Source organism: Mesorhizobium sp. CA5, assembly GCF_020165105.1.
Classification (GTDB): Bacteria; Pseudomonadota; Alphaproteobacteria; order Rhizobiales; family Rhizobiaceae; genus Mesorhizobium.
Genome location: NZ_JAIUHJ010000025.1, coordinates 1 through 22194, shown reverse-complemented (window position 1 = coordinate 22194; position 22194 = coordinate 1). Strand labels below are relative to the sequence as shown.

At 58.0% G+C, this 22194-nt stretch carries 13 protein-coding genes and 1 pseudogene; 7 read left to right on the top strand and 7 right to left on the bottom strand.

Going from position 1 to position 22194, the window contains the following annotated elements; all coding sequences use genetic code 11:
• The first annotated feature begins 354 nt into the window (after nt 1–354).
• Nucleotides 355–4497, top strand: a complete 4143-nt coding sequence (locus LB529_RS25300) for a hypothetical protein (protein WP_224712622.1) — start codon at nt 355–357, stop codon at nt 4495–4497.
• Nucleotides 4498–4819: 322 nt separating this feature from the next.
• Here LB529_RS25300 and LB529_RS25295 read toward each other — a convergent pair whose 3' ends face one another.
• Both LB529_RS25295 and LB529_RS25290 read right to left on the bottom strand, forming a co-directional pair.
• Nucleotides 4820–5038: a conjugal transfer protein TraD gene (locus LB529_RS25295; RefSeq protein WP_224712621.1), complete on the bottom strand. Its 219-nt coding sequence runs from the start codon at nt 5036–5038 to the stop codon at nt 4820–4822.
• Between the two features lies 1 nt (nt 5039).
• On the bottom strand, nt 5040–5366 hold the full coding sequence (locus LB529_RS25290) for a conjugal transfer protein TraD (protein ID WP_224712620.1): 327 nt from the start codon (nt 5364–5366) through the stop codon (nt 5040–5042).
• A gap of 173 nt (nt 5367–5539) precedes the next feature.
• On the opposite strand from LB529_RS25290, the gene traA reads away from it, so the two are divergent.
• Both traA and LB529_RS25280 read left to right on the top strand, forming a co-directional pair.
• On the top strand, nt 5540–8587 hold the full coding sequence (gene traA / locus LB529_RS25285) for a Ti-type conjugative transfer relaxase TraA (RefSeq protein ID WP_224712619.1): 3048 nt from the start codon (nt 5540–5542) through the stop codon (nt 8585–8587).
• Between the two features lie 129 nt (nt 8588–8716).
• Nucleotides 8717–8980, top strand: coding sequence for a helix-turn-helix transcriptional regulator (locus LB529_RS25280; RefSeq protein ID WP_224712618.1), 264 nt, complete (start codon nt 8717–8719; stop codon nt 8978–8980).
• 145 nt (nt 8981–9125) lie between these two features.
• Here LB529_RS25280 and LB529_RS25275 read toward each other — a convergent pair whose 3' ends face one another.
• Entirely contained in the window at nt 9126–9845 is a 720-nt protein-coding gene (locus tag LB529_RS25275; RefSeq protein WP_224712617.1) for a hypothetical protein, read from the bottom strand.
• A gap of 143 nt (nt 9846–9988) precedes the next feature.
• Here LB529_RS25275 and LB529_RS25270 point away from each other — a divergent pair, with 143 nt between their 5' ends.
• Complete coding sequence (locus LB529_RS25270) at nt 9989–10153, top strand: hypothetical protein (protein WP_224712616.1); 165 nt, start codon at nt 9989–9991, stop codon at nt 10151–10153.
• Nucleotides 10154–11557: 1404 nt separating this feature from the next.
• Here LB529_RS25270 and LB529_RS25265 read toward each other — a convergent pair.
• On the bottom strand, nt 11558–12085 hold the full coding sequence (locus LB529_RS25265) for a hypothetical protein (RefSeq protein WP_224712615.1): 528 nt from the start codon (nt 12083–12085) through the stop codon (nt 11558–11560).
• 1328 nt (nt 12086–13413) lie between these two features.
• Between LB529_RS25265 and LB529_RS25260 the strand changes: the two genes are divergently transcribed.
• Entirely contained in the window at nt 13414–14379 is a 966-nt protein-coding gene (locus LB529_RS25260) for a glycoside hydrolase family 25 protein (RefSeq protein WP_224712614.1), read from the top strand.
• A 40-nt stretch (nt 14380–14419) separates the two neighbouring features.
• Entirely contained in the window at nt 14420–16411 is a 1992-nt protein-coding gene (locus tag LB529_RS25255; protein WP_224712668.1) for a caspase domain-containing protein, read from the top strand.
• Nucleotides 16412–17332: 921 nt separating this feature from the next.
• On the opposite strand, the gene LB529_RS25250 is transcribed toward LB529_RS25255, so the two are convergent.
• Nucleotides 17333–17773 carry a MucR family transcriptional regulator gene (locus LB529_RS25250; RefSeq protein ID WP_224712613.1) on the bottom strand — a complete coding sequence of 147 codons (441 nt, stop codon included), beginning with the start codon at nt 17771–17773 and terminating at the stop codon, nt 17333–17335.
• A 999-nt stretch (nt 17774–18772) separates the two neighbouring features.
• Between LB529_RS25250 and LB529_RS25245 the strand changes: the two are divergent.
• A pseudogene (locus LB529_RS25245) lies at nt 18773–19974 on the top strand (tyrosine-type recombinase/integrase); the annotation flags it as partial.
• Between the two features lie 400 nt (nt 19975–20374).
• On the opposite strand, the gene LB529_RS25240 reads toward LB529_RS25245, so the two are convergent.
• A complete protein-coding gene (locus LB529_RS25240) occupies nt 20375–20911 on the bottom strand; it encodes an invasion associated locus B family protein (protein WP_224545080.1) in 537 nt (178 codons plus the stop codon).
• Between the two features lie 98 nt (nt 20912–21009).
• The coding region (locus LB529_RS25235) for an autotransporter outer membrane beta-barrel domain-containing protein (protein WP_224712612.1) at nt 21010–22194 on the bottom strand (1185 nt) is incomplete at its 5' end.

Below are 22194 nucleotides of genomic sequence, written 5' to 3'. Positions count from 1 at the left end.
ACACGTCTCGGGTGATTCTCATAGCCGCATCTGGCATTACACATGAAACGTCCCTTGCCAACGAGTGGTGATAGAAATTTCTACACAAGCGCAAGTATCGCTCAGGTGGCAACTTGTGCAAAGATCGTTTCTGACCTTGCGAGAGCATTTAAGTAGCGGCAGTTTCGTACGATACCGAGTTTCTAAGGGCGGAAGCTGATGGGCCGGTTCTGAGGCACGATAGCGACCTGTGAGGCCCGCCTGACGGCCTCAGCCCGACGAAGATAAAGTTTATGTGCAACTCGAGTAAAAAGATCGAACGCCCCCTCGTCGATGCAAGCCTATATTTGAAGCGGATCCATTTAAGAACATCACATGAATCGAGCAAGAACATTTCAACAAAAGGTCGATCTCCCCGGAATCGTCGGACAGTTTCTGGGCAATGCTAAGCTTGATGATCTAATTGTCGAACTCGTACAGAACGAAGTTGACGCTGCCTCATGCAAGACGGTCATTAGCTTCTCCGATACCGCGCTCATCTGTGAAGGTGATGGGGCCAGCATCGACGGTGAGGGCTGGGAGCGACTAGAGCTCGTTCTCGGTGCCGGCGGTAAGACTCGCGCTAAGCATGATGGTATAGGTGCTAAGAACCATGGCCTCAGGACCGGCTTCCGGCTGGGGGACGAGATTCAAGTCCGCTCGAGTGGGGAGCGTGTGGATCTTGTGCTCTTCCAATTTCCTAAATCGCGAGAGTTGGATCCAGGGGTCTGGCCGCGCATTCCCGACCTATCCGGCCCGTCGAAGGGAACTCGGATCACCATCCCCTACCGGACCCGTAGCATACATGTGCCAAGCGGCGAAGAATTCGACTTAGCACCACCGAGCCCTGAACTGCTGCGCACCATGTTCGACGAAGCTGTCCGTGATGTACCGTCTCGTCTTATTGCGACAGTTTTAGCGGGGAGCCGATACGAACTCGAGTTGGTTTGGCAAGGGTCGGAGACCCACCGGTTTATCTTTGAATGCAAGCCGGCCAAACTCCGCGGATGGCCCGGCCTGCTCCGCCGAACGTGTGAACACATCGACAAGGAAGGCAACGGGGAAATTTTGATCCGTGAAGCCGTTGCAGAGTTCCCAATTAGGCTTGCTCGGGACGATCGCGCAAAAGTCCCCCGCTTCTTCCGTCGCGCCGAGGGCGTCGTCGGCGAGATCTCGTTAGCGATCGACCCAACCGGGCGCCCATACGGCTGCGATGGCAAGCTTCGCTATCCTATCAGCTATCCAACTGGGGCTTCAGACGCGTATTCAGGCCATGGTTTTCATATCTCGGCCCCATTCATTTCCGACACAACTCGTCATGGCCTCGCCTCATCAAACCAGCGCAACAGCCGTCTTCTCACTGCCGCCCGAAATGCTGCGGCGCATTTGTTCAAACGGCAACTAATTCCAAGATACGGACCAGCTATTCTCGGGCTGGTTCGGCAGACCAGCAGGCCCGATCCTACCGCCGAGGCGGCGCTCTGCCAGACCATCCTGACAGTCAAGGCACTTCTCGTGCGCCCGAGATCGGACCGAGGCGAGATCGGTAGGCAGCGCTTTCCGCGCGGCCAAAACCCTTTAGTGGCCGCATTTCACGCCGACCAGCCAAATGAGATCGTCCCACAGCTCTTCGGCCTCGCGCCTGTGGGGAGCCAGCTGCTGGCGGCGGGAACCCCAACCTGTGTCGTTGAGACTCTGCGGCAACTCGCGGGCGGCGGCATTTCAGCATGGACTGACCTTGACGCAGTTCGTGAACTCATACCGCCAAGTGCTGCCGCGCGCGAGAAACTCCAAGCCGGAGGCGTATCGCCTGCTCACGTCCGTTCCACTGGAAAGCGCCTAGCGCTCGCGCAACGCGCGCTAGATCGTGGCACCCTGCCCGACGACTTGGTCGAAGCACTGCGGGCAAATGCGCTCCTACCAACGGCCTCAGACAGTTTGATACCGTGGCCTCAAGTTTACTTCACGCGGCAACCAGCACCAACGATTCCAGGTCTCGTCACACCGCCCACAATCCATCGCGGATTGGCGTCACTGCGGCTCCTTCGCGAAGGCCCGACAAAACTGCAACGGTTCAAGATCGACAACTATCTGGAACACGCGCAGGTGGCGGACCTACCGGGATCGTCAAAGGAACGCTTCTTCGTCTGGCTGGCGAAGAATCATTCGGCGTTGCTGCCGCAGACGTTGACGCGCCTCGCGAAACAGGCGATCTGGCCTTCCGAAGGTGGCGGGTTCTTCGCGCTTGAGGAATTTCTGGCGCCGAAAACTTCCCGGCTGGCCGCCCTTCTCAAAACGGTTGTACCGAGCCCCAGGGCCGACCTCCGGACCTTTCCGGGTATGAGGCGCAGCAAACGAGGTGTGCTCTATTTGCGCGCGTGGCCCTCGGAAGGCGAACTGCAGCGCTGGTACAATCAGCAATCAATGGCAATCGACGACCTGAACCGATCGGCCCCTGACGCGCGCTTCCAGGTGACTGCGGCTATTGAACAACTAGAACTCGACCTGGAGTACCTGCTCAGCGAGTCCCAACTGAGTGGCTTCGTCGCAACGATCGCAGCGGCCCATCGCACGGTCGATGGCACTGGAAGCCTTGCCTACGTCCGAAGTCTGCATGATGACCAGGCGTTGGCAGTGCGTGTCTGCGACCTTGATCCGCGGCGCCTGACGGGTGGCGCCCACCGCAATCTCTACCTAAAACTCGGCGTGAAAGTCTCTCCCGACCCTGACGCTGTCCTGGAAGCACTTGAGGGGCGGCCCGCGCCTGGAGAAATCATGTTCCGTAGGCTCCATGCTCTTTCCTCAAGCTCGAACCCAGATTTACTGGCCGACCGAGCAATTATTCCGTTGGACGACCAGATGCTGTGTCCAGGTGATCTTTACCTATCCCATCCTCAGAATCTCGATCTGTGGGGCGAGTGGAAGCGCGCATGGTCTCCTCCCGGCCTATCTCCGGATCGAGTCAGTCTCTTGGTCGACTGTGGAGTCGCTCGTTTCCTCACCGAGATTCTGTCGCTCGGCTTTTTCACTTGGTTATCTCGTCAGGATAAAAAGGTGCAGGCGCGCCACCTAGCCCAAGCGGTCCGACATTTACGCGATCGTCAACACGGCCCTCTCAAATGGTGGGAGGGTCGTTCATCGCTGCCTTGCCTGCCGGTGCGTGGACCAGACGGCGAGATAGAGTTCGTGAGCCATGCACGCGCCACGAGCGTCCGCAGTTCAATCTATCTTCCAGACTTCCCCCAATTACACGATGTCCTGCTGGCGAATGACCGCTCGAAGCGTCTCGCCATCACCGACGTGGAGGGCGTCAGCGGAACGCTATTCAGCGCCCTCCGAAGCGCAGGCGTCCGCTCGCTGCGTCGTGCCCTCGGTCGTCCTACTACCTTTACCGCAGCGGGCGATGCTTCTCCCGGCGGTCCAGCTCTCCAGTCTGTGCTTCAGCGGTTGCAATCGGAACGAATGATACTCGAGCTGCCTAAGCGGCTCGAGCGGCACGGCGTTGCCCAGGAACACCTACGAGGCAGTTGGCGAGCACTGCTCCGCAACCTGACGGGCATCCGGATCGCGCGAGATCTTCGCGCTACATTCGAGCTCACTGGGCGATCCTACACCGTCACCTTCGCGGCCGGCGTCGATCCCAGAACCGGACTAGTTTGGCTCGACGGCAGTCGACCGGTCGGTGTCCAAATTTACGAAGCCATCGGTAATTTTCTGCTCGGCGATGATGCAGACCCACTTTCTTCGTACGCATTGATGCTGGCTGTGGAGATGCCTTTCGAGGCGGCGGCGCGCGCGCCAGATGATACCGGCGACGTTGAGGCCGATTCGCCGCCAAGCGACGTGCCTGAACCATTGTCTAACGAAACCATCGACCGCGCTGAACGGGGACATGGAATTAGCGAAGCAGACAGGCGCGCCGCCGTGCCTCATCCAACGCCATTCCAGCCGCTTTCACACGCCACGAACACCCCTAGGGCGTCGGCCTCGCAGCACCGAAACTCACGCCCGCGCGCTCCGGCGTCAACCGAGCATCTCCGCGGCTCGGTCGAAGAGTTGGAACAGATCCTGCGGCTGAAAGAGGATCACTATGCTTGGCATTGCCAAGCTTGTCTCGGCGACCGTGAAGTGACGCAGGCTACGCCGCCCGATACCTATGTCTCGCTACCGAAATACCGACAGAGCCTGATCGAGGCACACCATGTCCAGCACTTACAGAACAAGGGCGCCCCAGGCGCTGCGAACCTGCTCGCGCTGTGCCGCTTTCACCACGACTTACTTGGAGATCAAGTCTCGCGGGAGGCTGTCCGTGAAGCTCTCGACGGCGCAAAAAGCGCTGTCCGGACTTTTCCCAACGATACCGCTGAACCATATCGGTTGGCCGGTTTCGTGGCAAAATTGAAGTTGGACGTGGCGCCATTTGAAGTCCACCTGTTTTTCACAGACGATCATCGCAAGGCTTGGCTGCCGTCGAAGTAGTTCGATCCTGAGGCTAGGCGATGATCAAGATCGCTCAGCGCGATTTGATTTTTTGGCGAGAACGGGCGGCCATGACAGACCCGGAGTTATAAGCGATTGGTGGGGCGGGCCGTGCCTGACAGGCCCACCAGCATCGCCTCCTCAAACTCCCATACTGCGACGAGCACATGGCGAATCAGTTTGCCGTAGAGTGTTGCTTACAAACTGTCCGGCTATCGGCAGCTGAATTGCTATGAGCGCATGCCACGTCTGTCCGAGGACCTTGCAATCGCCTGCCTTGATCGCTGCCAAACGGGCCGTCTCATTTGGCGATGCTGATGTTTCATTCATTCTCGAACGCCTGCTTTCCCTTTGCGGCCCATAGCTTGCGTGCCTGTACGCCCTGATCGCTCTTGAGCTTATCGGCCATCCAAAGCAGAGCGCCGAGGAGTGTAGCGCGATCATCACCTATCACGTCCACAATCCCGGCCTTGATGACCAGGCCGCCTAGTTCGATGAGATGCCGCGTGCGCTTGCGGCGATCGATCTGCCAGGTGCGCATGTCACTGCGAGCCCGTACCGCCTGCTGACGATTGTGGACTGCCCTGTTGTGCTGGAGCGCTGCGTACGTTGCGCTGAGATGCCGGAGCAGTTCGCCGGGACCAGCTCTCGAAAAACATCGCCCCACGCTTGGACCATGCCTCATGCTTTGCGGTATCTTTCGTCTCGGCCATCGCGACCAGCGCGCCGGCCAGTTGCTCGAGGCTGAGTTGATCGGCGCCGGTGGCGATCACCAGCTCGCCAAGCTGCTGCACCTTTCGCGTCTTGAGTTCCCGTGTCTTATCTTCAAGCGCCTTCAGTTCTGCGTCGAAGTCTCGTGGTTTCCGCATTGCCAATCTCCATCGATTGTCGATGCGGCAATGATAGGGGAGCCAGTGCTAGAAGGCTTCAGGGTTGCCGAGACAGCGCGGGACGGGCTGGTCCATTCCGAGATTTTTTCGAGGGAGGGCGCGCTTATACGTCGTGCCGACGTACGCTTTAACGTGCAAATGATCTGGTCGCCATGGCGATCTATCATCTTCACTTCAAGGTCATTGGCCGCAAGGCCGGGAGCAGTGCAGTGGCCTCAGCCGCCTACCGCTCGGCTTCGCGGCTGCGCGACGAGCGGATTGGACGCACGCATGACTTCTCGGCCAAGCGCGGCGTTGTCCATTCCGAGGTGATGTTGCCGCAGAATGCTCCGAGTGCCTGGAGCGACCGCGAACGGCTGTGGAACGATGTCGAGGCGTTCGAGATCCGTAAGGATGCGCAGCTTGCCCGCGAGGTGGAGTTTGCCCTTCCGCGCGAACTGAGCCAGGCGCAAGGCATCGAACTGGCGCGTGACTTCGTGCAGGCCGAGTTTGTCAGCCGGGGCATGGTCGCCGATCTCAATGTGCATTGGGACAGGGCAGAGGATGGCAGTCCAAAGCCGCATGCCCATGTCATGCTGACCATGCGGTCGGTAGACGAGAGCGGTTTTGGGTCAAAGGTTCGAGATTGGAACAGCACGGAGCTGGTCGAGCGCTGGCGCGAGCGATGGGCCGAGCTCGCCAATGAACGCCTTGCCGAACTCGACATCGACGCCCGCATCGATCATCGCAGCCTGGAAGCGCAGGGCATTGACCTGGAGCCGCAAACCCAGATTGGTGCACCGGCTCAACGCATCGAGGGAAGCGGCCTTGACGCTGCCGGCATTGAAGCAGATCGCGCCGAACTGCACCGCGAGATCGCGCGCAACAATGGCGCGCGGATCATTGCGGATCCATCCGTAGCGCTGGATGCGATCACGCATCAGCAATCGACCTTTACCCGAAAGGATATTGCGAAGTTCGCGCATCGACACAGCGACGGAATGGAGCAGTTCAACGCCGTGAAGGGAGCCATCAGCAATGCGCCCGATCTGGTCCAACTCGGCAAGGATGGACGCGGCGACGATCGCTTCACTACCCGACAGATGATCGAGACCGAACAGCGCCTGCATCGCGCGGCGGAACGCATGGCTGGGGAGGAGCACCATGCGGTGCGTGATGCACATCGCGAGCGGGCTCTCGCACAGGCAGCGCAAGGCGGGCTTGTCCTTTCAGGCGAGCAGGCCGATGCACTGGATCACATCACGGACGGTCGCGATCTCGGTGTCGTTATCGGTTTTGCCGGAACGGGCAAGAGCGCCACGCTGGGGGTTGCGCGCCAGGCTTGGGCAGCAGCGGGCTATGAGGTTCGCGGCGCGGCACTCTCCGGCATCGCGGCCGAGAATCTGGAAAGCGGATCAGGCATTTTGTCTCGCACCATCGCCAGCATGGAACATGGTTGGGGACAGGGCCGCGATTTGCTCACCGCCCGTGATGTCCTGGTGATCGACGAGGCCGGCATGGTCGGCACGCGCCAGTTGGAGCGCGTGCTCTCACATGCCTCGGACGTTGGTGCGAAGGTCGTGCTGGTTGGGGACCCTCAGCAGTTGCAGGCGATCGAGGCCGGCGCTGCATTCCGGTCGATCCATGAACGCCACGGCGGCGTCGAAATCGGCCAGGTGCGCCGGCAGCGCGAGGACTGGCAGCGAGACGCGACGCGTGATCTTGCAACCGGCAGGATCGGTGCCGCGATCAGCGCCTACGAGGCGCAAGGCATGGTGCATCAGGCTGCAACGCGCGAGGAGGCGCGAGCTGAACTGGTTGATCGCTGGGATCGCGACAGGCAGGCGCTTCCAGAGGCAAGCCGGATCATCCTCACCCACACAAACGACGAGGTGCGCGCACTCAACCAGGCAGCGCGCGAGCGCATGCGCGCTGCCGGCGATCTCGGCGACGATGTCCACGTGGATGTGGAACGCGGTGTAAGAAACTTCGCCAGCGGCGACCGGGTCATGTTCCTGCGCAACGAGCGCGGACTCGGCGTCAAGAACGGCACACTTGGCGTGATCGAAGAGGTCAGCACACAGAGTATGACCGTGCGCACCGACGACGGCAGGTCTGTGCGGTTCGACCTGAAAGACTACGCCCACGTTGACCACGGTTATGCCGCGACCATCCACAAGGCGCAGGGCATGACGGTTGATCGAACTCATGTGCTGGCGACGCCGGGCATGGACGCACACGGGAGCTATGTTGGGTTATCGCGTCATCGAGACGGGATGGATCTGCACTATGGCAGCGATGAGTTCGGAAATCAGCCTCGACTTGTCCGCACGCTGTCACGCGACCGCGCCAAGGACATGGCGTCGGACTACGAGCAGATCGACCCGGCGCAGACCTATGCCGAGCGGCGCGGGATCCGCTTCCGACAGCGTGTGGCGGAGATCGTGCGCCGGGTCGTGCCGGAGAAGTTGCGCGATAGGATCGGCGGGTTGCTTGACGGGTTGCGCCTGCCCGTAGACGCCGAGGCCGGCCAGGACCGTGGGCGCAGCCCGGAAAGAGGAAACGGTGGAAGGCAAAACGGCGATGTCGGCGCCGCGCCCGGGAGGGAAGCTTCCTCAAGGGGCATGCAGCGCGAAACGGATGCACCGATGGACTCGGAAGCGGTGTTGCGCAGTGCTCGCACCAAGGCGCTTGTGCGCCACGCGCGTGCGCTCGACGCGGTTATCAGCAGCGGAGATGCAGACGGGCAGGGCAGTTATGAGCAGATGCGCGAATTGAGAGATGCGCGTAGCGCGTTCGAGAAGGTTCGACAGCATGGCTGGCGCGATGCCGAAGCGGCCTATGTCAAGAATCCCGAGCTGGTTCGTGAGGCGGGCGCCGGCCAGGTCAATCGTATCGTACTAGCTCTCCAGCTTGAAACCGAAATCCGAACCGCACTGGACATCGATCCGGGCCGCCGCGCAGACGGTTTCGTGGAACGTTGGCAAAAGCTCCAGCGGACAAGCCAGGCCCAATACCAAGCCGGCGATATGTCCGGCTACAAGTCGACGCGCTCGGCCATGTCCGACATGGCCAAGAGCCTCGAACGCGATCCGCAGCTGGAATCGCTGCTTGCAAATCATAAGCAGGCGCTTGGCATCCAAGTCGAATCCGGCCGCCGCCTGGGTGTGGAACTCGCGTTCAACCACGGCATTGGCAGCGGGCGTGGCATAGGAATCTAAACCCTCCGATCTGCCGCCGACACCACGCTATGGCCGCTCGACGGGATGATGCTTCTTGCGTGCCTACCAATACCCTGCCCGACTGGTCCCGACAGCGGTCAGCAACAACCAGCAGGAGGCAGGAAAACCATGCGAGAACCAGACCGGATCATCCGCCTCAAAACCGTCCTCTTCCGCACCGGGCTAACCCGCTCCACTCTCTACCGCAAGATCGCCGAAGGCACCTTCCCTGCCCAGATCAAGATCAGCGTCAATGGAGCAGGCTGGCAAGAATCCGAGATTGATTGCTGGGTTGCCGATCCTGTTCGGTGGCAGCCGAAGGACAAAGCCGAGCGGCTAGACGGGGCGCCATATGAAAGCGGGATGCAGAAAGGCCAGCCGCGACCGACTTAGTCCAATCGAGCGGATTGCCGAGGACAGAGCACGCCCCCGCTAGTTGGAAACTAAGGAGGCGGTGTTTGCCTCGGCTGCGATCGACGCGGTTCAGTGCGAGAATCAAACGCGGACAGAGCTCTAAACCGAATCCGGACGCTGGGGATCAATGAGCGTCACCGTCGCCCCTCTCCAGACGCATCAGGTTTTCCGCCATGGTCAAGTAACCGGCGACGTCCGCGCGAATGGTGGATCGGCCGGGATGTTCGACATGCACACTTCCGGCAATCCCCTTCAAATCCTGAAGGATCGAAACGATTTGCAGCCAAGGAAAATCGGTCGGATCATCTATCTCGTGATCTGCCTTGGCTATGATTTCCAGCTTTGCGACAATGCCCGCCAGAGTTCGGGCCTGCGTATTCGAAAGCTCGTCCTTGAGCTTCAAGGCTGCAGTCATCGCCAAGACTTCCGCCTCGCAGGCAACAGCATAGGCAAACTTCTGGTCCGCCACTTCCCTGCATGCGCGCCATACCTGCGCGTTAGCATTGCTCGCACCCTTTCCGCGAGAAAGCCGATCAGATTCCGGCTGGTGTCGGAGTTCTAGTTTAATCCCGTTGGCTCCCCTGGCTTCAACCAACACCGGCCTCGGGCAGTCAGCTTCATTTATGACACGTCTCTCCAAGCGCTGCTGTAACCGGCAAAGCAACGACGATACGTGTTGCGCTCGTCGCCATTCCCGCAACAAGGCAATAGCAGGATCTTCACGAACGGAGACAGTCCTATCTGTCTTCAATAGCGAAGTCGCTACAGGATCAGTTGCGATTCTCCCACCGTCGCGCTGATGCGTGACGTAGGGCAAAGTCGTGGTATTGTCGGAATCAGCCATGATCCGAGCTCCAACCAGCTTGAACGTGGTCAGGCAGATCAGGGCGTTGGCGCGCCCTCTTCTGCCGATGCACGTGCAATGCAATTGCATAGCACGTGCACATGTATGCACAGCCGAGCGCGAAGTTCAAGCACTGAGTGGAAATGCCAAAGAAGTCCTTCACTACCCGCATTGATCCAGCGATATTAACGCTGGCGCAGAAACTCGCGGTAGTTGACCGGCGCTCGATCACAGCCGTGATCGAAGTTGCAATTCTCGAATATGCGGAACGACGCGGACTCAAGCCGCACAAGGACGACGATCAGTAAACCTGGTCGGGATATTTGGAGAAATCCCGCTGGTTAAGCTGCGCCAACTGTGTTGCGATTCGTTGGCGGGGCTTCGAAACAAATTGCGTCGCTGAAATCGGTTAAGCCAGCGGCCTAAGCGTCACTATTGTGACGGCGAAGCGGGTGACGGCGGGACCGGCGCCTCCGCTACAGGGCAGGTGGCAAGCTTGCTGCTCGTGCGGCGACATTAACGGGAGGCGCATAATGGAAGCTCGCCAGCTTCAGGCGACAGGCGGCAATAGAATGTGGAGTGCGTCCTAGGCATCAACAGACCGGGCCAGACGTTCTGCTATAATTTATTTTGAGCCTGATACCCAGGTGGCAGCCAGCTCTCCCCGCCCTTTGGATCCTGCAACCTGCGTGGGCAGCACAAACCAGCTGCGAGGACGCGCGTGACGAACTTGTCACCAGACCCGAGATCAGCTGGGCTTACCGGCCGGCGTCAAACCAAAGGTCGCCAGCATCAAAACCATAGAGTTGCTCCAGCCGGATAGTACTCAGCCGGGGGTGAGATGTTCCGCAAACGTGAAGGTTACGACAGCTGGGTCTGCTACCATAGAGTCCGGTCGATGGGAGGGGCGGGTCGCTTATTCTGATGGTGTGGATAATTAAACGGCGCCATGCTCGCTGCTCAAACGACCACGAAGTGCCCATACCTATGGTACCTAAGGCACATGAGCAATTTGCGGGGCACCTGCGCAGCGCGCCAAAGTGACATCGCGTAAGTCCTTCCTGTTGCTTTTGAAATGGCTGTCGGCAATGCTGATGTGAGCCGTCTTTGAGGGCTTTGAGTGGCACATTTGCCAATTCCGCGTGCCCTGTTTGGAGTGCTGATAGTCACCGACCCTAGAAATAGTTCCCACGTCAGCAGCGGTGAACATGACGATGCAGCAGCATACACCACTTAATAGCTTCAAGGTCATCGTGAGTGCTAGCAACAGCATCCTTTTGTGCTGATTAGCCTCACTACTGTTACGCAGACTTCACCAAGGAAAAGTCTCTATTGTCACGAATAGAAGCGGCCGAGCGGTTGCTTAAGTTAATTGGAGAAGGCGCCCCCACAATTTCCCAACCCTCTGAAGCAATCATCCTTCGTTGCGGTGCCATTATTTGGCGTTGGCTGGGGCACTGGACCAGGCTGGGGTTGGGGCTGGGGCTGGGGCTGGGGGAAAGACTGCACTAGCTGAGGATTGATCGAATAGCCGTTAACTCGCCCATAGTATGTATTGCAGTAGCAAGAGGTGCCATTTGGTGCCGCAAACGGAGCCTGAAACCCACACCAAAAAGCTGGCGTTTGGCACACCATCTGGAACAGTTGGGCGTGGGCTTGATCTGCTATCCCTAGCAGCGATGTTAGGAGGACTACTTTCACGAGCCTCTTGATCATAAGGCCCTCACGAAACTGGCGCCGCTTTCCGCTGCTGTCCTCACATCCGTTCCTGCTTGCCCAGCGCCGTAGCCTTCTCGCATTGCTGCTACCCTTTGGTCCGGTGTGCCGTGGTGGCGCTCATTATTGAAGTCAAAATCACCCTTCCGAAACAAGCTATTCGCAAATATCTCAACGTGATCTCTCGAGTGAGACCCATCCCTACCTAAGTAGAATCCCGCCAGATAATCTGCGTGAAGCTCGATCCACTGTGCAGTGGGGCCATGAAGCGATTGCATATATCCGTTGTCATATTGGAAGATGTGACCACACTCATGCGCACAGATACCCGCTACAGCAACCCCACCAAACTGATCTTGAGTAAACTCGTCGTTTATCAGGTTCATCCCGATATACACCGTTCCTCGCGTATTTGGAACATCGCTTTCCGCCACTGCGAAAGCGTTTGGGCTGTCGTCTCTAATAAACTTAAAGCCGGGATCGATAGGAAACACATTCAGAATTTTCCTAATCTCGGCAATCATCGCGTGGTCTACGTTTGAGTTCCCGGACGTTGAATATTTCTGAAATTGCTGAAGATCTGACATAGCCCACGAACAGTAGACAAACCTGCTCTGACTCAATGCGGGAACGGCAATCACAGACGCCATACCTCCGAGTAAAAATGACCTGCGCGTACATTCACCACACATGACATCCCCCTATGAAAGGTAATCGCAAGAGGCTCACAATTTCCAGCGATTACTTCGGCACACAGCACCGTTGTTATTAACCAACACCAAACAGGTTCATGCCGGCGTGCAATCCCGGCCTTTTCATCGGAACAGTGCAATCCGATCACTCTCCTCCGGCAGCCATGAGCAACCAGAGGCCCGAGAATATCCCCTTTCAATAATATTCTAATATCCTTTTTTTTCAATCAGAATGTTAAGGTGACGGTTGCCGGCAAAGCACAGACGGTAAGTACCTAAAATACAAGAGTTTCGATCGCCGGCGTCCGGCACTTTCATCGTCAAGCGGTCGACAGGCTAGATGTGGAAGGCAACGTCTCACAATGGGCGGCACCGCCGGTCCACCTGGTGCCGGTCAAGCATGGAGCTGTTAGGTGCAGGATGCGCGACTGTCATAAGGCCTGCCACCGTGCCCACTGCGACTAAGGCACTTCGTACGGCGGCAGCAATGTCCGTTCTCAGCTGACGCCGCGATCCGCAACCCGGCGGTTCAGCCATACTGATATTGTGGCTAATTAAACGCGGGCGGCTATCGCGGCGAAACCCGCCCGGCGTCAACCGTGACCAGACATTCGCCTTCGCAAACGATCGCGCCGCGGTGTCTGGCCCGATTGAGCTCTTTGACTGCTCTAAATAGGGCCGGATTGCGTTCAATCGCTCGCACCTCTTTTAGAATGCGCTGTCCTTCTGCAGACTGCGCTGAAACCTGCGGATAAAGTGACTCGCACAGGCGCACTTTCCGGGACCACGGAATCACGGGAGCGGCTGCACTTCCCACCCGTCGTAAGACCGAGTACCCCCGCAGCGCTTCCCAGAGCTGGGCCATGCGATCCTCATCCCGCAGAATGCCCTCACAGGCGTTGGCGAGAATGCTTTTGTCTTGAACGCCGAGATCTTCGGTGAGGTGCGGCTTGTCCCGAATAGCGTATACTTCCGACAAAACTACAGCGACTGGCCATTGAGCTTGGCGCTGAAAAGCTCGGCATCACTGATCAAACGCTTGGGACGGAGTCCTTCCCGTCCCCGGCGCTTTCACCGCACACTTCTCATCCTGATAAACAAGTGCTAATATTCCACCGGGAATAGGAGCTACGCCTTCCAGACCACTTAGCGAGGTCAAGATGAAGCGACGAGTGTCATTAACACTTGTGTCGACTGCGGCAGTACTGTTGTCGGTATATGGCGGTCATGCGGACGATAAGCTCACGGCGCTAACGTATCAAGACGTGCCTCGCGGCTTCCTCGGGGAGTTGGCAGCCAGAACAACTGAGCCCGGCTCGAAGGGGGTCGGCGTGCCGTTCTATCTGCCCCAGAGCGCTAAAGACGGTATTACTTATGGGATTGATATATCTCATTACACGTTTTCGAATGGCGCATCAATCAACTGGGACGAGCTAGGCAGTAAAAAGGTATCCTTTGTATATATCAAGGCTTCCGAAGGGGTATCCTACTACGACGGAACATTTGAGGGAAGTTGGCATTCTCTAGGTGCTATGGCAAACGGGCCTGTTCGCGGGGCATACCACTTCCTCCGTGCGCTTGACGATCCGCGAGAACAAGCCGTCACGTTTGTCAACATTCTCAAAGAAAAGTCAGACTATAAGGTCGGGCGAGATTTGCCCCCGGTCGTCGATCTGGAATGGGACTGCAAGCGGGACGCCAAAGGTCGGCCAATATATAAAAACGGCCGGTGTGCCCATGATAATTGGTCCGACCTTACCCCGGACGAAATAACTTCTCGTGTGTCCAGTTTCTTGGCACAACTGAAGAAGGAATTAAACGTGGACGCGCTTGTCTATACATCCAACGTATGGTGGAATGAGCGCCACCTTAATGACGCTTCCGACAAAACGTTCCTCGCAGCTAACAAATTGTGGATAGCAGATTATACGAAGAAGTCCCAGAAAACATCTAATCCGCCGATCCCCGCAGGGTTACAATCGATAATGTGGCAGTTTACAGACAATGGGAAGCTAACCGACACATGCAATCCCTCGGACAAGAATTCACATTGTACAGACACTAATGCTGTCCTTATGAACTTCGCTGACTTCAAGCGTGCGCTGGGGATAGCCGACCAACAATAGGTTGCACATGTTGCTTCACCGGCGAGAATTCCTGTTGAGCGTGCTTGCGGCCGCCGGAGGTTCCCTGCTGATCCCGGGTTTGAGTTCTTCCAAAGCTGCTCCGGCGCAACAGTACTCACGAATGGCGTACGTTATTGGAAACGCCGCCTATGGTGCCATTGGTTGCGGTCGGAAACATTGCAGCCTACGGTCTCCAATCCACGATGCGACCGATGTCGCGGCCTTCTTAAAGTCGAGCGGCTTCAAGGTTGTCTCCTATCACGATCTACCGTCTTCGCAGTTCCAGACGGTAGTTTCCCAGTTTTCGCGTGAATCGGCTTTGTTCGACGTGGCGTTGTTCTATTACTCCGGCCACGCGGTGCAAATTGACGGAACAAATTACCTTTTGCCGGTTGATGTAGTCGACCTGACTTTTGGTGTGCAACAGTTGGTTTCCCTCGATTGGGCCATCGAAGCAGATTTGGGCCCGGACACAATCGGGGTCGTTGTCTTGGATGCATGTCGTGACAATCCGTTTGTCAGCGCGTTAGCCAACAATCCTCTCGACACACAACAGGCTGCGATCAAGAAGGGGCTGGCGCCGATTGAACCGCGAGACCGGTTTGTCGTCGCATACTCGACCGCGGCGGACCATGTCGCTGCAGATGGGGATGGCGTTGGGCTGAGTCCCTTTACGAAAGCCTGGCTCACTTTAGCAAAGGAGTCCGGCGCGACAGTCAAAGACACATTTGATCGTGTTAGCACTTCTGTTTGTGACATGACAACGGCAGGCGCAAAGCCTGGCTCACCTCCTAGAAAGGATGTGTTCTGTCAGCGGCCTGCTCTGTATACCTCGCTTGGAGCCGTTCCCATCTATTGGGGAACGACCTCCACCACATCACCGGCTGAATCTCCTCTTTTGGTCAGTATCAAGATGGGGTTGGCCGGGGACCCGGTCGTGCAGCAAGTGCTTGGCAATATTAGTGAGGAATTTGCTTTTGATTATACGTGGCGCCCCGCGGTGGGGGATCGAACTGAGGCCGAGATAATTCCGGATCTGGATTATTTCCAGACTGCGGAATCGCGTGGCAGACCATTTGTTATGGCCTCAAATAACGGTTATTATGCGCCGGAGGAATCCTCTACCGGGTGGAGTCTCTCGTACCCTATACTGGATGTCATCGCGAGAAAACTGCGGCCTGAGGCAGTCGTAGTGAAGGAACTCCTCGTAGAGAGCACGGACTCCAGCCTCGATTTGGCACCATATGTAGATTTGGAGGCGCCAGGTACGGATTGCTGCGCGTTGACTATAATAAATAACAGCTGGGAACCGATTTCCCAAGTCGAACTGGAATTTGATGTAGTTGGCCGAGGTGCTACAACGTATGAGGAGTTACTGGCTTACGTGGACAGTAAGCCTCGCGATGCAAGGTACGGCATTAGTTACGTCGCGAAAGGCATCGATCGATACGAGAATTTCGACCTCAAAGAGGTCCTCGCCCCGCACGTGGACGATTTGAACTTTTTTGCACTTACGTGGGGAAGGGCGGTCGAAGAGGACAGCACAGGGCGAATCACAGTTACAGACTATGATACCAATAAAAAGGTCAAACTGCCAGCAGGGTTCAAAGAGTGGTATCAGAAGAATAAGGGTGCTTTTGAGTCCACCGACCTTTACACTTTGAATATAGCTGGCCGAATGAAATCGGCTAACCGTCGTGGTGAAACGCAAGTCGCCGATTTCGCAGCGATGCTTTTGCTGATTGCACCGGGAGTCGGAGGTGGCGCCCTCGAATACGATTTGCATGAGCGGATAAAGTTGCCAGTGGATGGAAAAAACCACAACATACACAAGGCGATCGGCAAGAAATTAATAAAAGCCGGCGATGTGTTCAGAGGGATTGTGGCGCTGGTGCCGGAGAGGTCATCGTATCATCGATTGCGCTTCACTATAGTCGGAGATCAAGGGCCCCTGTACCAGTCCCCATGGGTTAAAGCACACATCATCGTATCGAGGAATGACAAAGAGGCAGTCGTAGCGATGCAACAGTAACGCAGCGATGCTTGGGTCAGACTTGGTCCCTCGGGGGTTGCGCACTGCCTCTTAGCTCTTCATTCGATCGCCGTTGATGGGACATCCAGCGCCCAGGTCGAGCCTTCGTTGTCTGCTTGACTAGGCCCTGCTCCCCGGAAGCTTGAACTCGATCGTGTCGCGGTCGACGACAGAGGCGACGCCGGTGATCGGCTGCGGCTTCGGCCCGATCAAGTTCTGCAGTATTGATTGATCTCGGGCAAGCCATCGCCGTGCTGTGGGTCGGTTTGGGCGACCAGCGCGCCGGCCGCGGCAACGGTGACGAAGATCATCCGTCGCGGTACGCTCGGCCAACGCCCAGCGCGTGAGCGTCGCGTTGCTCGCTTTCAGAAGGGCGGAAGAGCGCGCAGCTATTCCACGCGACCGGCGAGCAGGCCCACACGATCCGTTTCGGCGGCTGGTCGAAATCCGGTGGGAGAAGCGTGATCTCGCGGAGATGAATGAGGCTTTCGACGGCCCTAGTCGCAATCATTAGCTATCGCGTCTCGTGTAGCGAAGGAGGGCACCATGTCGATCCGAGATGACCTACAGGAGATTTGGGACCTGTCTCTTGCGGCGTATCAATTGGGGGGTGCTGCGGGCCGCGCTGAGATTGTCGCCCGACGACGCAGAATGCATCACCTGACAGACCGCCGGCACGCGGCCGAGCGGCGATAGAGGGCGTTGCACGGCATTTGGGTTCACCAGACCGGATCCAACAAGACACTTCAGGCGATCGAAGCGGGCAGTTCGGGAAAGCCTGGACACTGGCCGCCTACTCGGAAGGGGCAGTCGGCAAAGGCACCTCCTGAGTTTTTCAGCGTCAAGCCGGTGGGGGCTGGTTGATCTGGCTGCAGTCTCAACAGTACCGACGCCGGCGGCTGGCGCTTTGCAATTCTGTGGCTAGCTGGCCTTACGCTTCACGCTGGCCTTCTTGGCAGGCTTAGCCGCCATCTTCCGCCCGAGCCCGCTCGCCTTCGCCAACGCCGACCGCTGCTCCGCATAGTTCGGCGCTACCATCGGATATTCGCGCGCAAGACCCCACTTCTCGCGGTACTGTTCGGGTGTCAGATTGTAGTGCGTCATCAGGTGACGCTTAAGCGATTTGAACTTCTTCCCGTCTTCGAGACAAATCACGTAGTCCGGGAAAATCGACCGCCTCGGATTGACCGCCGGAGTCTGGACGACCTTTTCCGGCTCAGCAGGCTGGCCAATTTTTGAAAGCGACGAATTCACGCTCTGGATCAGGTCCGGTAGTGAGGCTACCGGCACTGCGTTGTTGCCGACGTAAGCAGACACGATCTCTGCAGTTAGCTCGATCAGATTCAGGGTGTCGTCCGCCAAGATTGTTCTCCTTCAGAGCAGCCAATCTTCGTAGCTTCTGGCGAAAAGCTAATCAACAGGCGACCAAAGGCCATCGTGTCTAACACGAACAGATCCACCCCAGCATTTCTGCCCCACGGTTGCCGACGAAGATATTAGGCACATGTCTCAGCACTTCCGAACGCGGGCATTTTCTCGGACCGGAAGGTTCGGCCAGAATCCACCCTGCTGGTTACATTTGCAGAATGAGATTGCGTCGGGTGATCACCGTTCCAGCGATAGCGCTGACCGGTCAGTAAGGATGTCAGGCATAGCCAGTTCCTCGCCCCCCCTTTCAGGCAGTTTGCGAAATCCTTTCCCGTTTGCCGAAGCTGTTCTGCCGTGGCAATCGGGATCGATTGGCCGATTTGCCCGAACGGCGGCGCGGGAAATGGGGCCAGACCGAACAAATTCGCCAGGATTGCTGCCGGCTGACGACCTATGGACAATGCATCGAACCGGGTGCCGGTCGTCGTGCGCGGTGGCCAACCTTGAGATCACCCACAGCGGCTCGACCAAGCGGCGCTGGGAAATTGTGTTTCAGTAGTGTGCGGACCAACGCCCTTCGGGGCCGTAAAATCGGTGGCTGATGCAAGTGAGAGAAGGTCGTCACAGGTCTAAACAGGGCAATTTCCTGTGGATAACGGATTCGAATCACCGGCATGAATTTGGATTGGGTAATTAGGCGGGTATTCGAGGTTATCCACACTGAATTTTAATCAACAAATTTAAACAGATAACTCACTTAATCGATTCCGCCTCTGGCACCATCCCCTCTTCTCCCGACATTCCGTCTCGCCGAAGCTTTAACGCTCAAGTCTCCGCAAGCCACTGAATTTCCCCTCTTTTCGGCACGAACAGTGTGCTTGAGCGAATTTCATCGCAGTTCGGCAGATTTCGTCCAACGGGGCGAGGTGTTGGTATTTTTGTTGGTATCTGAGACCCTGTTGGTATCGAAGCGCCAAAACAGGAGGTCCCACAATGGCTCTCTCCGACGTGAAATGCCGCAACGCCCGGCCCGCGTCCAAGCTCCAGAAACTGTCCGATGGCGGCGGGCTGCAGCTATGGATTCAGCCGTCGGGAACCAGGCTATGGCGCCTAGCCTATCGATTTGACGGAAAGCAGAAGCTGCTGTCTCTCGGCACCTACCCGGTCATCTCTCGCGCCGATGCCCGCGAAGCACGCGATGAAGCCAAACGTCTCCTTAAGGCTGGTGCCGACCCAGCTCAGGAGCGAAGATTCCATAAGGCCACTTCGCAAAAAGACACCTTCCGTTCAATCGCGGACGAATATGTTGACAAGCTGAAAAAGGAGGGACGTGCCGACCGGACGATTAGCAAGGTCAAATGGCTGCTCGACTTTGCCTATCCGACAATTGGTGACAAGTGCATTCGGGAGATCGATCCGGCCACCGTCCTTACTGCCCTTCGCCGCGTGGAAGTTCGTGGTCGATATGAGTCGGCGAGGCGACTGCGCTCCACCATCGGCACCGTGTTTCGATATGCAATTGCGACCGCACGCGCCGAGGCTGATCCGACGATCGCGTTAAGGGGCGCACTAATCACTCCAACGGTCACGCCGCGTGCCGCGATCATCGATCCTAAGGCCTTCGGCGGCTTGGTGAGGGCGGTCGATGCGTTTGACGGACAGCCTACAACCCGAGCTGCCCTGAAGCTCATGGCATTGATGTTTCCCCGCCCCGGCGAACTTCGCGCGGCAGAATGGGAAGAGTTCGATTTCGAAAGCTCGATGTGGATCATTCCTGAAGCACGCATGAAAATGCGCCGGCCGCACCGCGTACCCCTTTCAAGGCAGGCCATAAGCGTCTTGACTTCGCTTAAAGAAATCTCTGGTGGTGGATCGCTGCTCTTTCCTGGCGTTCGATCGGTTTCGCGTCCGATTTCCGACAACACGCTTAACGCCGCCCTTCGCCGCATGGGCTACGGCAAGGAGGAAGCGCCGCGCATGGTTTTCGAGCAACAGCATCAACTCTGCCAAACGAATGCGGAAAATGGCATCCGGATGCGATAGAGCGCCAACTGGCCCACATTGAGAACAACGACGTTCGTCGAGCCTACGCCCGGGCTGAGCACTGGGAAGAGCGCGTCAAGATGATGCAATGGTGGGCCGACTATCTGGATGAACTCGAGAGCAACAGCGGACGGGTGATCTCAATCGGAGGACGTGGCAAGCCCAGCTGTCTATACGCCACCGGCAGGGTCGACTTTGAACCCAATGTCGAGAATTCACCAAACGGTGAGACGAATATCCCACGCCCGAAAAACCTACTGATCGAACACCGGCAATTCTGAAAGCGAAATGGTGGGCCCGGAGGACGTATCCAGAATATTGATTCAATTGGATTTTTCGCGGGCCAAAATCAGAAATCTTCCCGTATGGTCCCGCACGATTTCGCAGCTGATTTAAAGATCGTTGGCTACCATCGTTGGCGCGACTAATGACGGTTTTAGGCCAACAAGCAGTCTAACCGCTTCCGGAGCGACCGGCCAAAGCCAAGCTTTGCATTGCGTCTCAGAACGGACATTCTGCCCAGTTGCAAGGAACGTCGGTCGCGCAACCGGGTCACTTCAACAGCGCCACCGTCCTGTCGACGGCGCTGGGAAAGCCGTTCAGCGAAAGCGCCAGGTTGGTCTCCTTGCCGCCGTCGGCAACCACCTTGACTTTCAGGCTTTTGCCCTCGCGCAAATTTGTGAGTGTTTGGGCGTCGAAGTTCAGATCGACGATGCAGCCGCCGGGAAGGCAGGTGCGGAAGCGCAGCGGCGGTAGCACCAGACCGTCATCGATCTGCAGCGTCACCCCCTGATCCAGCGCCAGGCCGAACGGCAGGACCAGCGTTCCCTGAACTGTCTCTCCGGTCGGGCGCAGTTCCATCGCCAGCACGCGCTGGCGCGACTGGCTGTCGGTCTGCTCCTGCGACAGCGTGCAGACCTTGACGGCGGCGCCGTTCTCGCTGGCGAGATTGCAGGAGACGGTCCAGTCGCCATGCCCTTCCCTGAGCGAAGTCGCACCGCCAGGGAGAGCTGCCGTGTCTTGCGCGAATGCGGCCGCAAGGGAGAGCAGGCTTGCGGCGATCAGCGTGGCATATCCAATTCGTTTCATCTCGTTTCCATCTTCAAGAAATTCATCACGCCCAAGAGGCGAACGGAGAGAGTGCGCACATCTGCCCGCATTCCGATTGTCCAGCCTCGTTGACGCCGCTACCAGTGCACGCTGAAGCCGAGCTTGCCGCTGATGGCATTGCTGTCGCCGAAGCTCGCCAGGCTGGTCTTGGCCAGCGCCTCGCCATAGACCGAGTATTTGCCGTCGCCGAAGTCGAGCGAGCCGCCGAGGCCGACGCCGCCCCAGACCTTCTGGTTCTGGCTGGAAAGCTTCACGCCCGAGACATCGATATCGGTTCCGTCGAGGAAGTCATAGTAGAGGTTGGCAATACCGTAGACATGCGCCCGGCTCACCTGCCCGGCGCTGTCGGCCCACTGGTCCTCATAGTCGGCCGATATCCCAAGGCGGCCGATCAGGCTGTCGCCGCTGCCGGGCGACACGACAGTGCCGAACGGATCGGTGAACTTGTCGAAGTCGACTGCCGAGTAGGACAGCTGCGCCTGCGGGGTCAGCGACCAGTTGGAGCGCAGCGCGATCTTCTGGCCGCTCTCGATGCTAAGCGCATAGCCGAACCCCTTGTTGCCGTCGGCAAGCTTGCCCAGCACGGCCGAGTTGATGTCGCTGTCATACCAGGTCGCCTGGGCCTGGCTATCGACATAGAAGCCGCTGTTGCCGAGCCAGGTCAGCGTGCCGCCGACGCCGTAGCCGGTGGCCGAGATCGAGCCGGTGCCGAAGCTCGATGACACGTCCGACGAGACGGTGCCGTAGTGAACGGTGATGCCGCCCAGCAGGATGCCGGCCTCGCTCTCATGCAGCAGGCCGTCGACGCCGGCATTGAGCTTCCAGGTCGTCACGTCGTAGTCGGTGCCGGTGGTCGAGGTCTTGGGCTCGAACTTGCCATGGGCGGCATCGATACGCGCCCAGATGGCCTTGCCGTCGACAGGTCCCTGGCCGGGCACGTCCGCGCCCTGCGGCGTCGCGCCCTCGCCCCAGGCCCGATTGCCGATGCGCTGCTGCAGCGTGCCCAGTTCGTTGAAGCTCTGCAGCACGCCTGCATAGGCCTCGTAGAGCGGCGTGCTGGGCGCATAGAGCGGACCGGTCTGGTTGATCAGGGTGGAGCGCAGATACCAGTCGCCATCGGCCGGCGTGCTGACGCCGTTCTTGTAGAGCCGGTAGGCGTAGGCGCCGCCGACCACCGCCTGGTCACCCTCAAAGACATAGTCGCCGGCAAGCGTGAAGGTGCCGGCCGAGCTGCCGTCGATGTCGACGATCTTGATGCCTTC

What these genes read in the sequence shown, in the direction of transcription:
- LB529_RS25300 (WP_224712622.1), top strand. Translation starts at nt 355, where the DNA reads ATGAATCGAGCAAGAACATTTCAACAAAAGGTCGATCTCCCCGGAATC.
- LB529_RS25295 (WP_224712621.1), bottom strand. Translation starts at nt 5,038, where the DNA reads ATGCGCACCTGGCAGATCGATCGCCGCAAGCGCACGCGGCATCTCATC.
- LB529_RS25290 (WP_224712620.1), bottom strand. Translation starts at nt 5,366, where the DNA reads ATGCGGAAACCACGAGACTTCGACGCAGAACTGAAGGCGCTTGAAGAT.
- traA (WP_224712619.1), top strand. Translation starts at nt 5,540, where the DNA reads ATGGCGATCTATCATCTTCACTTCAAGGTCATTGGCCGCAAGGCCGGG.
- LB529_RS25280 (WP_224712618.1), top strand. Translation starts at nt 8,717, where the DNA reads ATGCGAGAACCAGACCGGATCATCCGCCTCAAAACCGTCCTCTTCCGC.
- LB529_RS25275 (WP_224712617.1), bottom strand. Translation starts at nt 9,845, where the DNA reads ATGGCTGATTCCGACAATACCACGACTTTGCCCTACGTCACGCATCAG.
- LB529_RS25270 (WP_224712616.1), top strand. Translation starts at nt 9,989, where the DNA reads ATGCCAAAGAAGTCCTTCACTACCCGCATTGATCCAGCGATATTAACG.
- LB529_RS25265 (WP_224712615.1), bottom strand. Translation starts at nt 12,085, where the DNA reads ATGATTGCCGAGATTAGGAAAATTCTGAATGTGTTTCCTATCGATCCC.
- LB529_RS25260 (WP_224712614.1), top strand. Translation starts at nt 13,414, where the DNA reads ATGAAGCGACGAGTGTCATTAACACTTGTGTCGACTGCGGCAGTACTG.
- LB529_RS25240 (WP_224545080.1), bottom strand. Translation starts at nt 20,911, where the DNA reads ATGAAACGAATTGGATATGCCACGCTGATCGCCGCAAGCCTGCTCTCC.